Origin of the sequence: Paraburkholderia sp. J67 (assembly GCF_905220265.1) — a bacterium.
In the GTDB taxonomy this organism is placed as follows: domain Bacteria; phylum Pseudomonadota; class Gammaproteobacteria; order Burkholderiales; family Burkholderiaceae; genus Paraburkholderia.
In genome coordinates this window covers 38589-53739 of record NZ_CAJMZK010000028.1, presented here as the reverse complement: position 1 = coordinate 53739, position 15151 = coordinate 38589, and the positions used below count along the sequence as shown (strand labels likewise).

15 protein-coding genes are annotated in these 15151 nt (G+C 59.2%); 13 read left to right on the top strand and 2 right to left on the bottom strand.

Annotation, left to right across the window (positions count from 1 at the left end):
* Positions 1-5: 5 nt before the first annotated feature.
* Both U5782_RS33365 and U5782_RS33360 read left to right on the top strand, forming a co-directional pair.
* A complete protein-coding gene (locus U5782_RS33365) occupies positions 6-1220 on the top strand; it encodes a CynX/NimT family MFS transporter (RefSeq protein WP_322048121.1) in 1215 nt (404 codons plus the stop codon).
* A 118-nt stretch (positions 1221-1338) separates the two neighbouring features.
* The gene (locus U5782_RS33360) at positions 1339-2484 is read left to right on the top strand and encodes a porin (protein WP_322048120.1); all 1146 of its coding nucleotides are present in this window, start codon (positions 1339-1341) and stop codon (positions 2482-2484) included.
* Positions 2485-2769: 285 nt separating this feature from the next.
* Here the strand turns inward: U5782_RS33360 and U5782_RS33355 are convergent, their stop codons facing one another.
* Positions 2770-3390: a PLP-dependent aminotransferase family protein gene (locus U5782_RS33355; protein ID WP_322048119.1), complete on the bottom strand. Its 621-nt coding sequence runs from the start codon at positions 3388-3390 to the stop codon at positions 2770-2772.
* Positions 3391-3486: 96 nt separating this feature from the next.
* A complete protein-coding gene (locus U5782_RS33350; protein ID WP_322048118.1) occupies positions 3487-3747 on the bottom strand; it encodes an aminotransferase class I/II-fold pyridoxal phosphate-dependent enzyme in 261 nt (86 codons plus the stop codon).
* Positions 3748-3858: 111 nt separating this feature from the next.
* Here U5782_RS33350 and U5782_RS33345 point away from each other — a divergent pair, with 111 nt between their 5' ends.
* The 11 genes from U5782_RS33345 (at position 3859) to U5782_RS33295 (ending at position 15151) form a co-directional block, all read left to right on the top strand.
* A complete protein-coding gene (locus U5782_RS33345; protein ID WP_322048117.1) occupies positions 3859-5235 on the top strand; it encodes a glycoside-pentoside-hexuronide (GPH):cation symporter in 1377 nt (458 codons plus the stop codon).
* A 28-nt stretch (positions 5236-5263) separates the two neighbouring features.
* Complete coding sequence (locus U5782_RS33340; protein WP_322048116.1) at positions 5264-5641, top strand: C-glycoside deglycosidase beta subunit domain-containing protein; 378 nt, start codon at positions 5264-5266, stop codon at positions 5639-5641.
* 19 nt (positions 5642-5660) lie between these two features.
* Positions 5661-6680, top strand: coding sequence for a sugar phosphate isomerase/epimerase family protein (locus tag U5782_RS33335; protein WP_322048115.1), 1020 nt, complete (start codon positions 5661-5663; stop codon positions 6678-6680).
* A gap of 72 nt (positions 6681-6752) precedes the next feature.
* A complete protein-coding gene (locus U5782_RS33330; protein WP_322048114.1) occupies positions 6753-7127 on the top strand; it encodes a c-type cytochrome in 375 nt (124 codons plus the stop codon).
* Between the two features lie 41 nt (positions 7128-7168).
* Positions 7169-8287 (top strand): Gfo/Idh/MocA family oxidoreductase, encoded by a 1119-nt coding sequence (locus tag U5782_RS33325; protein WP_322048113.1) that lies wholly within the window; start codon positions 7169-7171, stop codon positions 8285-8287.
* A gap of 13 nt (positions 8288-8300) precedes the next feature.
* Positions 8301-9359: a sugar phosphate isomerase/epimerase gene (locus tag U5782_RS33320; protein ID WP_322048112.1), complete on the top strand. Its 1059-nt coding sequence runs from the start codon at positions 8301-8303 to the stop codon at positions 9357-9359.
* A gap of 81 nt (positions 9360-9440) precedes the next feature.
* Positions 9441-9743, top strand: coding sequence for a Dabb family protein (locus tag U5782_RS33315; RefSeq protein WP_322048111.1), 303 nt, complete (start codon positions 9441-9443; stop codon positions 9741-9743).
* A 226-nt stretch (positions 9744-9969) separates the two neighbouring features.
* Complete coding sequence (locus tag U5782_RS33310; RefSeq protein ID WP_322048110.1) at positions 9970-10599, top strand: gluconate 2-dehydrogenase subunit 3 family protein; 630 nt, start codon at positions 9970-9972, stop codon at positions 10597-10599.
* 2 nt (positions 10600-10601) lie between these two features.
* Positions 10602-12284 (top strand): GMC family oxidoreductase, encoded by a 1683-nt coding sequence (locus tag U5782_RS33305; protein ID WP_322048109.1) that lies wholly within the window; start codon positions 10602-10604, stop codon positions 12282-12284.
* Between the two features lie 133 nt (positions 12285-12417).
* Positions 12418-13911, top strand: a complete 1494-nt coding sequence (locus tag U5782_RS33300; RefSeq protein WP_322048108.1) for a cytochrome ubiquinol oxidase subunit I — start codon at positions 12418-12420, stop codon at positions 13909-13911.
* A 37-nt stretch (positions 13912-13948) separates the two neighbouring features.
* Positions 13949-15151, top strand: coding sequence for a hypothetical protein (locus tag U5782_RS33295; protein WP_322048107.1), 1203 nt, complete (start codon positions 13949-13951; stop codon positions 15149-15151).

Sequence of the window (15151 nt, the reverse complement as noted above, 5' to 3'; positions counted from 1 at the left end):
ACGTCATGCTCACCCCAGGTAGCTGGCCCTGCATCATTCTGCTTTATCTCTACGGCACCGTTGCGACCTCGCTCGTGACGCAATCGGTGCCCGTCATCGGCGACATCGCGCGGCAATTCGCGTTGTCCCATGCGGCGGCGGGCTGGGTCATTTCCATCCCTTCGCTTATCACGGCGGTGTTCGCGCTGTTCGGCGGATGGATCGTCGATCGTATCGGCGACCGGCGTGTGATCATCGGCGGTTCGCTGTTCGGGCTCGCGGGTAATCTCGGCGTGGTGTTCGCGCACGACGTGAACGCCTTGTTCGCGTGGCGATTGCTCGAAGGCGTGGGCTATCTCGCGCTGACTGTCGGTGCGGTGACGCTCATCATGCGCACGACGTCAGGCGCTCGCCGCGGCATTGCGCTCGGTTTGTGGACGTCGCACACGGCGGTGGGCATCGGCCTCACGTTGAGTCTCGTTGCGCCGCTGGCCCAGCGCGGCGAAATGTGGCGCTGGGCGTTCGGCGGACACGCGATCCTGATGGTGGCGCTCACGCTCGCGGGCTTTTTGCTGCCGGCCAAGGCCAGGGACGTCACGCCGCGCCGTCTCGCGGACATCCTGACAGTGCTCAAAAGCCCGCGTCCTTATCGTGTGGCGCTCGCTTCAGGTGCATCGGCGTTTATCCAGACCGGTATCATGGCCGCGCTCACGGTCTATCTCGCGCGCCGCTATGGCGTGCCTATCCGCACGGCGGCCGGAGTGGGGACGGGTGCCGAGGTGTTCGTATGCATCGGCGCGCTGTCGGTCGGTCATCTGCTCAAGGGCGGCGTCGGCGCGCGTCTGCTGGCGACGGCGGGCGGTGTGGTCTCGCTGCTCGGTGGGGTCGCACTCTATCTGCCGATGACGGGCTTTGCCGGTGCAGTGGTGGCGGTCTGTGCGTTTTCGCTCGGCATCGGTCTCTTGAACGGCTTGATCTGGACGATGGTGCCGGCCGCGGCGCCGAGCGCCGCGACGATGGGCGCCACCAGCGGCCTCGTGGCGCAGGCGACTTATCTGGGCGTGCTGCTCGGGCCACCGGCGATCTTCGCAAGTTTCTATGAAAGCGGCTGGACCGTGCGCATCGCGCTAGTTCTGCTCGCCACGCTGTTGCAGCTTGCTCCGCTGCCGATCTGGGGCCGCCCGGCGAAGCGTGCCAGTGAAGCGGGCGCGCAAACGCCTTCGGTAGCAGGAGGCAACTGATACGACGGGATAATTCCCCTCTCCGCAGACAGAACAGGCGGGCGAAAAGCACCGCCGCGGAGAGGGTTCAATAAGAGACAGTAGTCGATATAACAATCAGGATGACTAAGGAGACAAAATGAATCAACGCAATTTTCCTGCGCTGCGCTGGCACGTGGCGGCGCTGTGTATCGCCTCGGCACTCGGTGCAGCAGGGGCTGCGCACGCGCAAAGCAGCATCACGCTCTATGGCGCGATTTCGGAGTCGCTAGTCTACTTGAGCAACGCCAAGGGCAGTCACCAGTTCTCCTTGTCGAACGCGGGCATGATGCCACCGCGTTTCGGCTTGCGAGGCGTGGAGGATCTCGGCGGCGGCACGAAAGCGATTTTCACGCTGGAAAATGGCTTCAACATCACCAATGGCGCGCAGCTCAATGGCGGTATCTTCGGGCGGCAAGCGTGGCTGGGACTGAGCAACGACCAGGCGGGCACGGTGTCGATGGGGCGCCAGTATGAAGAAATGACGAGCACGATGTGGTTCACCACGGCGTCGAATGTGTTCGCGGGCTATGGCGCACATATTGGCGACAACGACAATATGTTCTTCACCAATCGGTTCAACAACTCGATTCGCTATGCGTCGCCGAGCGTGTATGGATTGAAATTCGCGGGCAGCTACGCGTTCTCGAATTCGACGGAATTCTCGGATAACAACGGCTTTAGCGGCTCCGTTTCCTATGAGCACGGGCCACTCAAAGTGGCCGCCGCGTTGACAGAATTCAATCGCCGCAGCAATGCCGTGCCTTCGAATCTGACCAGTGGCGCCGTGGACAGCACCGGCTGGGGATTCAGCTCACCCTTCGTGACGAGCCTCAGCGGCGCGGGCACTAACGAGCAGCGCATCATGGGCGTTGGCGGCAGCTACGACTTCGGGTGGTTCCACGTGCTCGGCAACTATACGAACGTGTTATTCAACTATTCGGATTCGACCGGGCTACGTTTGCAGAATTTCGAAGCGTCGGCGTATAAGTACGTCACGCCCACGGTGGAACTGGGCCTGTCGTATGTCTACACGCTGGGGAATTATTCGTCGTCGCGCTCGACGCACTACAACCAGATCGATATCGCGGCGCACTATTTCTTGTCAAAACGTACCGAGCTTTATGTCGCCGGCATCTACCAGCGCGCGAGCGGGCCGGGCACGTATGCGCAGATATACACCGCTGCGCCATCATCCAGCAGAAGTCAATCACTCGTTGAGACTGGCGTCATGCACAGATTCTAGGCAGTGGTGAGAGGGGCCTCGCCGATTCTGGGCCAGGGCGACACGAGGACGAGCGCGTTGAACAATCTGGAAGCCTGTATCAACGGTCCATTGCGCTCGTCCATGCCTGCATCGGCCAGTCTGCGTGGCATCACCGATAGATAATCGATACTCACATCAACGTTCATCGACCAATTAGTCAAACGAACAAGCTATGGCTTCCGGTGTGCCGAGCACGCGATGATCAGCTAGATATGCCATGCGCTACGCTGACTCGGCGCTGCTGTTTGGAGTGGCCTAATTGAATCACGGCGAGAAGGCGAGAAAAGCTCGACGCAATCGTGACACGGCGTCTTCTATCTCATCGGTATTCAAGCTGCCGAAGCCCAGACGTAGAGCAGGATACGAGCGGTCCCTGGTCGAAAACAATCCAGTCGGCAGGAACCGTACGCCTTCCCGTGCTGCAACCTCCTGAAGCGCATCCATATTGAGATCCTGCTTGAGAACTGTCCAGAGCGCTAATCCTCCGACAGGGAGCTCGAACGCTAGCCAATCATCATGGTGCATCGTTAGTAATCGGGCGAGAAGGTCGCGTCGCTCCGTGTAGAGCTTCATCACCTTCCTGGTGTGGCTATGGATAACACCGCTTGCCAACAGGTCCGCGACTGCCGCCTCTGTCGCCGGGTCGCCCTGCCGGTTAATGATAGTGACCTCGGCCGACGCCCGGTCGATGAACTGCGAAGGCGCGATGAGATAGCCGATGCGCAGGGACGGGGTTAGCAGTTTCGACATTGACCCGACATAGACAACCTTGCCTCTGCGGTCAAAGCTCGCGAGCGGCAGCATCGGCCGATGCGCAAAGTGAAATTCGTGGCTGTAGTCGTCTTTGATAATGGCGAAATCGAACTGCTCGGCGAGCGCCAGCATACGCATACGCCGTGCCGCCGGTAACAGGACTGTTGTCGGGAACTGATGATGTGGCGTGATATAGACCGCTCGTACACGCGTGCGATAGAAGGGCTTTTACAGCTCATCGACTTTCAGGCCGTTGGCGTCGAGCCCAACCGTGACGATCTCCGCTCCCGCCACACGGAAGGCCTCACGGGCTGGCGGATAAGTCAACTCCTCAACGACGACACAATCGCCGGGACGAATTAACACGCGGGCGGCCACATAGATACCCACAGTGAGCCCTACTATCCGGCGTTCACGGCCTAGCCGACGCTGAATATACGTGCGCCTAAGTGGAGTGTCATCGTTATCACAACGGGTGATGACGGTCATATCGCCAGCTTCGTTGATCAACGAAAAGCGCGACCCGTAGACTCCTGCCATATCCAACAACACTCAGGAGACACGGCGGGTCGGGAGCTTTCGCCCCCACGCCCTTCGATCATGGATCTGTCCCTTCCAAATACGATGGCCGAACGGCCGACCCTCTCTATGGGGGAGAAGCTGAGTTATGGCGCGGGCGAAATTGCGTCCAACCTCGCCTGGAACATGGTCACGGGTTTTCTGCTTTTCTATTACAGCGATGTCGCCATGTTGCCCGTAGCAGCGCTTGGCGGTCTGATGCTCGTGACCCGTGTACTCGACGCCATTTTTGATCCGCTGGTTGGTCTCACTGTCGACCGGACTTCGAGCCGCTTTGGCAGGGCTCGTCCGTACATCCTTTACGCGACCATTCCATTTGGCATTCTCTGCATTGCCACTTTCACGGTGCCAAATTTTTCGCCGGTCGGGAAACTTGCCTACGCGTATGTCACGCTTACTCTGCTCGGCTTGGTGTATTCACTGCTTTACATCCCCTATAGCGCGTTGCTGCCGCTGATGACGCGTAACCCCGCCGAAAAAAATCAGCTCGGCAGCTTCCGCTCGATGGGGACGTCGATCGCCTCGATCTTCGTGTATGGCCTGACGATGCCGATTGTTGGATATATCGGCGGCGCCGATCGCCAACACGGTTTTACGGTCGCAGCCGTGATCATGGCTGTGCTGAGCGTTGCACTGTATTTTCTGGTGTTCCTCAAATGCAAGGAGCGCACGCAGGCCGCAGCCGCCGTTCAACACGTCGCGGTCAGGCTGAGTCTCGCACAGATGCTCAGCAACCCGGTCTGGCGCATTGTGTTTGTGATGGCCCTGCTTATCTTCATCAAGCTTGGCGTGCTCGTTTCGAGTGTTGCGTACTTCACGAAAGACGTGCTGCGCGCACCGTGGATGATTTCGGTACTGCTTCCGCTGCTATCCGTTGCCATCCTGATTGGCGGATTCTTTGCCGGTCTTTACTTCAGGCGCTTCAGCAAGCGGATCGGCAATATCGCTGCAATTTGTGTCTCCATTGCACTGACGCTGGCAATGCCGCTGTTTCAGTCGCACACCACCATTTTTGTCACGCTATTCGTGCTCTCGAACATCGTGACGGGCATTCAGGCGGCGACGACTTTCGTAATGATGGCCGATGCGGTCGAGGTTCACGAGAGCGCGTTCGGTAATCGGGCAGACGGCCTCATCGTTTCCAGTGTCAGCTTTGGTATCAAGGTCGGGATGGCTGTTGGAACTGCTTTGACCGCGTTCGCACTGGGATGGGCTGGATATAACCCCGCGGATATCACAGCGAAAGCCGCATCGGTGGTCGGCTGGTTGTTCTACGCCACCCCGGTCGTTCTGATGGTCTTGCAGGTCATTTGCCTGTCCTTTTATCGCTACGACGAGAAATCGGCATCGCGTGAAAGTCACGCGATCCGCGGCGAGGGTGCACCGAAGGCGCTCTAACCCAACCTGTAAATGGAAAGTTTCGAACATGATGAAAAATCGAGTAGTGAGCGACAACGGTCTGCGTGCAACAGAAAGCGGATTTGCGATCGATGTGCGTTTGCCCTGGTATCGCTCGTTGCCGTTGTCCACGGTCGACGTTGCGGAAATTCTTCTGGATGGCGAACCAATTGACCTGGCTGACGTGACGTTTGAGATCGAGGGCCAGACGCTGCGTCCCGAAGAACTGCGCGCCTTGACCGACCAGTGGTGGTACGTGCTCGACTCGGCATGGCTGAACGTGAAGCATGCGCCGATCGTAAAGGGCAGTGAACACGACGTCGCGGTTACGCTTGCCGTGCGTCCTCCGTACATCAAGGGTCTGGTCCGCCTCACGAAGACCGAGAAGCGCCTGGTCGCGAACTAACTGACAGCCGGAGAAAACAATGAACAGCAAGAAAACAGGTCTGCGACTGGGTACGACGCTCTACAGTCTGACCACCCAGTTTCACGGACGCGAATACACGTTCGACGAACTCGTGCGCAAGGTCGCGGCGGAGAACCTTGGTCCGGGCCTCGAAGTGGTCGGATTTCAGAGCATCCGCGGTTTTCCGGAAGTGAGCGATGCATTCGCAGATCACTTCCGTGGACTGATCGAAGAAACGGGCCTTGAGCCGTCGTGCCTGGGCATCAACGCCGATTTCCGTATCTCGCGCGATCGCGATCTTTCCATTAGCGAGATGGTGACGTACCACGAGCGTCAGCTCCACGCGGCTGCGAAACTGGGCTTTCCGGTGGTACGTTACCAGTATCCAGCAGGTCCGGAAGTCATCGAGCGCCTTGTCCCGCTCGCCGAAAGACTCGGTGTCAAGCTGGGTCTCGAACTGCACGCGCCGCATCATGTACAGCACCCCGATGTGCTGGCGTTCCGCGAAATGTATTCGCGCGTAGGTTCGCCGTATCTTGGCTTTATCCCTGACTTCGGCGCGTCCGCACGCGCAGTGCCCCCCAGTTTCATTGAGTACTTCCGTGAGCTGGAGATCCCCGAGTCGTTGATCCAGCTCGCGCTCGAACACTGGAACGGAGAGGGGGAGGCTTATCCCCGCCGTGACAAGTTCCAGGCCGAAGCCCGGGCGCTCGGCGCAAATGAACGTTTTATCACCGAAATCAGCATCATTTTCGGGCTGTTCTCACGCCAGAACCCGGAGGCGTGGCTCGAGATCATGCCGCAGGTCGTCCACATTCACGGAAAATTCTTCGATTTTGCCGATGACGGTTCGGAAGTATCTGTGGATTACGACCGCATTCTGCCGATCTTCGTCAACGCCGGTTACAACGGCTTTATGTCGAGCGAGTACGAAGGTCATATGTGGACGGATTCGGACGGATTCGACAAGCTGCGTCGCCACCATGCGCTTGCACGCCGCGTACTCGGCAATCTGAGCGAAGTTGAACACGTCGGTTAATTGCTGAATAGTAGCCGGTAGCGAGCGGATCGATAGTTGGCATTATCTTAGGATACCGAAGTGAGGGGCGCTATGCGTTTGCAGGCAGTTGTACTTTGTTTTGTTGCGTTGGCGGTTGGGGCCGCGAAGGCCGAGTCGGGTGATGTTGCCGCCGGCAAGTCGGATTTCGCACGTTGTGCGGCCTGCCACTCAATCTCGCCGGGCGTGACGCTCATGGGCCCATCTCTCTCGGGCATCGCGGGTCGACGGGTGGGTTCTGTTGCGGGTTTCCGCTATTCGAGTGCTCTCGCTGCCTCCCGCGATACATGGACGCCGGAGCGGCTGTCCGCATGGCTGGCCGACCCGGCAAAGGTCTATCCGGGCAACCGGATGCCTTTCGCCGTCTCGGACGAGAAAACACGCCGCGATCTGGTGGCCTATCTCTCGACGTTGACCGCCGCAAAATGAGCCTAACGTCAGGTGGAGTCTCTCGCAAATTACGCCTCGCCATGGTCGGTGGCGGTCCTGGCTCGTTCATTGGTCCAGTTCACCGGATTGCGGCGGAACTCGATGGGCAGATCGAGCTCGTTGCCGGAGCGTTCAGCAGCAGCGCTGAACGCTCGGCGCAAGCCGCCGCGCAATATGGTATTGATTGGTCGCGCGCGTACGCGGACTACGAGTCTCTGTTCGAGCGAGAGCAAGCCCGGACGGATCCGGTAGACCTCATCGCGATTGTTACGCCGAACCACCTCCATTTTCCTGTTGCGGCGGCCGCGCTCAAGCGCGGGTTTCACGTCATCAGCGACAAGCCCGCTACTGCAACGCTCGAAGAGGCAGAAGCGCTGGCTGCGCTGGTTGCAGGTAGCGCTGGGCTTTACGCGCTGACGTATACCTACACCGGCTATCCGATGATCCGGCAGGCGCGCGCCATGTGCGCGGCAGGTGAACTTGGCCGAATCCGGAAGGTCGTCGTTGAATATGTGCAAGGGTGGCTCAGCGAGCCTATCGAGGCCGATGCGCAGAAACAGGCGGCCTGGCGCACTGATCCCGCACGCGCAGGCATTGGCGGTTGTATTGGCGATATTGGGGTGCACGCCTTCAATCTCGTCGAGTTTGTGACAGGCGAGCAAGTCGTCAAACTTTGTGCGGACCTCTCGTCGATCGTCCACGGCCGCTGTCTCGACGACGACTGCAATCTACTCGTCCGTCTCTCAGGCGGTGCACCCGGCGTCATTCACACGACGCAGATCGCCGCGGGCGAGCGTAACGGACTGGCCCTCCGTGTTTTCGGCGAAAAGGGTTCGCTGCTCTGGGAGCAGGAGAATCCAAATCAATTGCGCGTTTCCTGGCCCGATCGGCCGGCGCAGACTTTCCACGCGGGATCATCGTATCTGGCGGCATCCGCAGCGGGTGCGTGCCGCCTGCCAGCAGGGCACCCCGAGGGCTATCTCGAGGCGTTTGCCAATCTCTACCGCGATTTCGCCGCGGCAATTCGCGCACGAGCAACCGGCGAGAGCGGATCGTCAGCGCTCGTCAATGACATAGAGGTTGGCGTTCGCAGCATGCGCTTTGTCGAAGTTGCAGTCGCGGCGAGCCGTAACGCGCATGGCTGGGTCACGATTAGTTAAATAAGGAACGAGCATGCAGACGATCAAAGGCCCTGGCATTTTTCTGGCACAGTTTGCTGGCGATACGCCGCCTTATAACTCGCTGGCGTCAATGGCCAGCTGGGCGAACGGGCTGGGATACGTTGCCGTACAGATTCCCACATGGGATCGTCGGCTTTTCGATCTGGAACTCGCCGGAACGAGTCAGGACTACTGCGACGAAGTCCGGGGGATGCTCGCAGAACATAACTTGCAGATCAGTGAGCTTTCGACCCACCTGCAGGGACAGCTTATCGCGACCCACCCTGCGTATGACGAGCTCTTCGATAACTTCGCGCCCTCAGAGGTGCGTGGACGCCCGCATGAACGGCTCGCATGGGCCCAACGACAGTTGGGTCTCGCCGCGTCTGCCAGCCAGAAGCTTCAACTCAAGGCACACGCGACGTTTTCTGGCGCGCTTGCGTGGCATCTGTTTTATCCGTGGCCGCAACGGCCAGCAGGCCTTGTCGAGGAAGCCTTCTCGGAACTCGGCAAGCGTTGGCTGCCGATTCTGAATGCCTTCGACGAAGCTGGCGTGGACGTCTGCTTTGAAATCCATCCGGGCGAGGATCTGCACGATGGCGTGACGTTCGAACGGTTTCTGGAAGCGACGGGCGAGCACCCCCGCGCGAATATCCTGTTCGACCCCAGTCACCTGCTTCTACAGCAGATGGACTATCTCGCGTTCATCGATATCTACCATAGCCGCATTCGAGCCTTCCATGTAAAGGATGCCGAATACAGGCCGGATGGGCGCAGTGGCGTCTATGGAGGCTATCAGCCATGGGTTTCGAGGCCTGGCCGCTTTCGCTCGCCAGGCGATGGCGCAATCGACTTCAAGGCGATCTTTTCCAGCTTGACCCAGCACGACTACGACGGCTGGGCGGTCGTTGAGTGGGAGTGTTGTCTCAAACATCCCGAGTCTGGCGCCGCGGAAGGGGCTTCGTTTGTCCGCGAGCATCTCATCCGTGTCACGGAACGGGCGTTCGATGACTTCGCAGGGGCTGCCGCAGACAGGGCACGAAATCGCCGGATCCTTGGGCTGGAAGTGTAAGCCTGCTCTTGCGTTCACTCCACTCGACGCGTGAGGAGTAGTGTCACTGGCGCAGCAATCCTCTATGGGCATCTTTAAGGTATGAGTGTCATCAAGCACATCGTGATGTGGGACCTTCGCGGTGAGTCCGCCGAGGAGAAAGCCACGGCGGCCGGCGCGGTCAAACACGCATTTGAAGGGCTCAACGGAAAAATTCCGGGTCTGCTCAAGCTCGAAATCGGCATCGATTTCAGCGGAATCGACTATGCCTGCGATGTCGTGCTTTATTCGAAGTTCGATAGTCGCGAGGCACTGCAAGCCTATGCCATCCATCCGGAGCACCTCCGCGTGCGTGATGAACTCGCAGGCGTGCGCGTGAGCCGTCATCAGGTCGACTACGTCTGACGATCGCGGGGCAGGCGCCGGAGCAATGGGGCTGTCGGATCGCATGGCCGGGCAGTGGCTTGCGGGTTCGAAGCCGATTCGTCCCTGCGTCATCACGCATCCTGATGACAGTGATATAGCCGGCAACGTTGATATGGCCAGGCACCAAATCCTAGACTTCAGTGTGAGTCTTCCTCGCCCACGATATCGCAGGCGAGTGAGCCAGTTGGCTTAATGGACTCAAGCGGTGCTTAACAGCCAGATCGAAGCACTACGCCGCTTCGTGTATCGCCCCGCAATGCAGGCAACTACTACAACGAAGGAAGTGATGGAGACACGCAGCATCAATCCCAAACGTCGACGACTCATTGTAGGTGTCGGCGCAGCGGCAGCGGCAGCGGGCATCTGGACATTGGTCGGCACGCTTCGGCCGGCAGACGCAGCGCCGCCGCTTGTCGACTTTCTCTGCGACCAGACGATACCGCAGACGGATACGCCAGGCGCCCTGGCCGTGGAGGTACCCCAGTTCTTGCGTCTGGCGATTCAGCATGGACTTGCCGGAGCGAAACCGGATCTTCTCGAGGCGCTCGCGTCGGAACTCGATCGCGCCGCAGGCGGCCATTACGGCGACCTGAGCACCGAGGAGAAGGTTCGGGTACTCACCCGACACGATCAGTCGTGCTTCGAAGGCGGCCGGCCGAGTGGGGCGCATGTCTGGCCAACGGCGAAGCGCCTCATTCTGATCGGCTATTACACCTCTGAAGCGGGCGGATCGCATGAACTGCGTTATGAGCTCGATCCAGGTGGCTTCCAGCCCGATCTTCCGTACAAGGCGGGCGAGCGTGCCTATCTGAACGACTGGTTTGGGACGATTTGATCATGCATTACGATTTCGATGTGATTGTGGTGGGCTCGGGTATCTCGGGCGGCTGGGCTGCCAAGGAGCTGACCGAAAAGGGGCTCAAGGTCGCGCTGATCGAACGGGGCAAGATGATCGAGCACCAGGCCGACTACCATAATGAGATGAAGGCCCCCTGGGAAATGCCGTTCCGCGGCATCGGCGATCAAAAGCTTTTCAATGCCGATTACAAGGAGCAGCAAGGGCTTTTCTTCAACGAGTGGACCCAGGATCATTGGGTCAATGACCGGCAGAATCCCTATGAATCGAGCGGCCCCGTGCCGTTCCAGTGGAGGCGTGGATATCAGCTTGGTGGCCGATCACTCACCTGGGGGCGTCACGTGTTTCGTCGTGACGACCACGATTTCGAAGCGAATCTCAAGGATGGCAACGGAAGCGACTGGCCAATCCGTTACCGCGATATTGAACGCTGGTATTCGTACGTGGAGTCGTTCATCGGTGTTTCAGGCGACGCGACCGACAAGGTCGAGGGCCTGCCGAACGGCGTGTTTCAAGCACCTTTTGGTCTAACGGCTCCGGAACTGGCGCTCAAGAAGCGTCTTGCCGAGCAGTACGACGGCCGGCGTCAGCTGATCATCGGACGTATCGCCCATCTTCGCGAGGCAAAGGAAGGGCGTGCCCCGTGCCAGGCGCGCCTCATCTGTTCGCGCGGCTGCTCGTACGGAGCGTATTTCAGCACCCAGAGTTCGACACTCCCGGCCGCACGGGCCACCGGCAATCTCACGCTATTGACGGACCAGATCGTCGAGCGCGTCGATTACGATTCCACGTCGAAACGCGTCACGGGCGTCAGTCTTTTAAGCGCGCTAGATGGCTCGCGAAAAAAGCTCACGGCGCGCGCGGTGTTTCTCAACGCATCAGCGTTCAATTCCGTCGGGATTCTGCTGCGTTCTGCCTGTGAATCGTTCCCAAATGGCCTGGGCAACTCCAGCGGTGTCCTCGGCAAGTATGTCATGGACCACGGGGCGACGACGTTTGTTGCGCGTATCAAGGGCTTTGACGATCGTACATACGCAATCAACCGGCCGGCCGCGTTCATCATTCCGCGGTATCTGAACGTAACGGAATCTCAGGAAGGCCTGCTGCGCGGTTACGCGTTCCAGGGCGGTGTGTCACGACGCGGGTACACGCGTGGCGCCGATGGTCCAGGGCTCGGTGTCGCGTTGAAAAAGGACCTGAAGGGCGTGGGCGACTGGATCATTTTCATGGGTGGATTTATCGAGACTTTGCCTCGCGCATCCAACGCGGTGACGTTATCGCACGCCGGCAAAGACGCATACGGTATGGCGCAACTCCAAATCAACTTTGAGTTCTCGGACAACGAACATCGGCTCGCGGAACACGCCACGAACGAAGCACGGAAGTTTGCAGGTCTCATGGGGTGGGATGTGTTATTTGCGTCGCCAGAACTGGGACGACCAGGTAGCTCTATCCACGAGATGGGCGGCGCGCGCATGGGGCGTGATCCCGCTACGTCCTTCCTGAACGGATTCAATCAGAGCCACGATATTCCGAATCTGTTCGTCACCGACGGGGCGGCGATGGCCTCGTCGGGTTCGGTCAATCCCTCGCTGACGTACATGGCATTGACGGCGCGCGCGGCAGACTACGCTGTCAAACAGATGAAGGCCGGCACGATCTGAAGGATTTGCGGATACGTACGCGGACGGGATTTGATCCGCGGCGTATCCGCCAGAACGGAGCCGGATATTTCATAGGCTCTCGCTTTCACGCGGTTTGTGCATTTCCTCTGCCCAGTCACGCTGGCCCGAGCGCTTGAGCGTCGACGCATCAATCCCTCGCAATACTGCAATTCAATTCGACGTAGCGCGTGGCACCGTCGAATCTATCCTGATTCCATATCCGAAATACAGAGAGCTTATCCGCATGCTTGGCATGTATCCGACCTTTTATATTCCGGGCATTGGTACGGCCTGGGTGATGGGCATTATTGGTGTTGTCCATGTTGTCGCTTCGCACACATCGGTGGGCGCGTCGTTCCTGTTTGCGCTACTGGAGACACGCGCATTCCGGCAGGACAAACCCGAGCTGCTGTCATTCATCAAACGCTACGGCGCCTTTCTACTCGTCTTCTCGTACATCATCGGATCGATTACGGGACCGGGTATCTGGTATGCAATCACTGTCGCAAGTCCGCGCGGTGTCGGCGGCCTCATCCACAATTTCGTCTGGGTGTGGGCGAGCGAGTGGGTCTACTTTACCGTCGAGGTCATCGGTGTATACGCACTCGTCTATCTCATCGACAAGGTCGACGCACGAACGCATCTCATACTCACGTGGACGTTCGCCATGGCCTCGTGGGCGACGATGCTGCTGATCGTTGGCGTTCTCTCCTTCATGATGTGGCCGGGGCAAGCGACCTGGTACACGACAGGCGAAGCTGCGGATGCATTTTTCAGCCCGAACTTTTTCGCACAGCTTGGCGTCCGTACGGGTGGGATGCTCGTCATGGCGGCGATTGTTGGTCTGATGATCGTGAGTCGTGTGAGGGAGTCGGCGCTGCGGCGCGAGATCGTTCGGCTGGTCGCTCCCGCAGGGCTGGCCGGCGGCGCAATCGCTGTGCTCATGTTCTTCTGCTATCTCCACACGCTGCCGCAGAACGCGATCGTCATGCTCAATACACATCTGCTGCCTGTCTACGGGCGTGAGATGCTCGCAGTGTTTTTCGTCACGACAAGCTGGTTGGTCCTCTGTTGGTGGTTTCCACAGCACGTCTACACGTCGCTAGCGGTCCCGTTTTTTGTGTTGATCGCAGTGGCGGGTGTGTGGCCGGAAGAGCGCATGCGGGAATCGATGCGAAAGCCATTCGTGGCCGGTCAATACATCTATGGCAATCAGATCATAGCCCGGGACGTTCCAGGGCGAGACGTACGCAGTGAGGTGGACGTGATTGCGACCCATGGACTGCTCTCGCTGCATCCCTTCATCCCGGATCGCCTCAGGGTGATCAATGACGCCAATCGGCTTGAGGTGGGGCGTTTGCTGACGAAGATCGCTTGCGCCAACTGCCATTCGCTGGAGCCGCGCGGGCCTCTGCGAAGTTTGCCCGACAAGCTCCATGAAGCGACCGATGAGGACCTGATCGCAGCGTTCCTGCGCGGCCCGCTCGCTCACGGTACGCAACCCTACATGCCCCGCATCGACCTGCCGGACGCCGAGGTTCGCGCCATTGCTCATTACCTGGCGGCCGTCGACGCGGGAAAGGATGTCGACCATCTGATCGATAAACGTAACGGAGGCGGTAGCTAGTGCTGCCGGGATCCAGGGAATGGAAATAGGTGCAGTCATGAACGCGATGCGTGATCCCGCCGGGATTCCCGCGCAGCCGTTTGTTTTTCAGGTGCTCATGGTGATCACGTGGGCGTTCCATATCGCCTTTGTTCATCTGTCGATGGGCGCAGCGGGTCTGGCCATATACGCCTTTCATGCTCGATCAGCGGGGGAGCACTGGGCGCGGCTCTCGACTTCGATGACGAAAGTCGCGAAGGTCGGCGTTTCGCTGCTGATTGTGCTTGGGGTCGCGCCGCTATTGTTCACGCAGGTCATCTACGATCCGCAGTGGTACACGTCGAATGTCTTGTCCGGGCGCTGGGCACTCGCGTTCATTTTTACTCTGCTGCTGGCCTACTGCCTGTGGTACGTGTTTTACGAGTCGAATCGTGCGCATGCAAAACGCCGTGTCGGACTCTATGCGTGGGGCGCGTTGCTGCTATTTTGTCTTGACGGACTCATCATGCACGCGCTGTCGTATCAGGCGTTGCTGCCTGGGAGATGGATGAACTGGTACGCGCCGAGTGGTGTAGCCGATACGCGAGGTGCCGCCTTGCATGCGATCGAGTGGGCGCGCTACGCCTTCATCATGGGGCTATCCGTACCCGTCATTGGCGTATTCCTGATTGCCTACGCGCACTACTTTTCAGGGCGTCGCGATTGCGATGCGGGTTATCTGGTCTTCGCGAGGGAGCTCGGTCGACAGATTGCGAAATGGGGCTTCCTGTCGTCGATTGTGCCTATGCTCGCATGGCAGTTCGACTTGCCGCCGGAGTCAGGTCTCGAACTGCTTCCCGGCGGATGGCTTATCGTCGGCGCCCTTGCGATCATGGGCGTATGGATGCGGCTTCCGGTCACGAAGGGACATGGTTATCTACCCATTGTGGCTAGCTTCATGATTGTTGCGCTGCTCGCTGTCTGGCGCGAAGTGATCCGCGTACGCTATCTGAAGCCATTTGGCTACGACATTCATAGCTACCGGGTTCACCCCGACACCCCGTCGATGCTGCTCTTCTTCTTGACCCTGACAGGGATCGGCGGCGTGGTTGGAGGATTCTATTTGACGTTGCTCTATCGCGCCGGACGCACGGCGGGGCGCTACAACGCCGACAAGCCTGTGCGCTATCTCGCAAGCGGCGCGCTATCCATTCTGGGCCTGTGGATTGCCGCTTTCCTGGCGTACGGGGTGATGGTGTCCCTGCGAGACGGTTTTAACTAA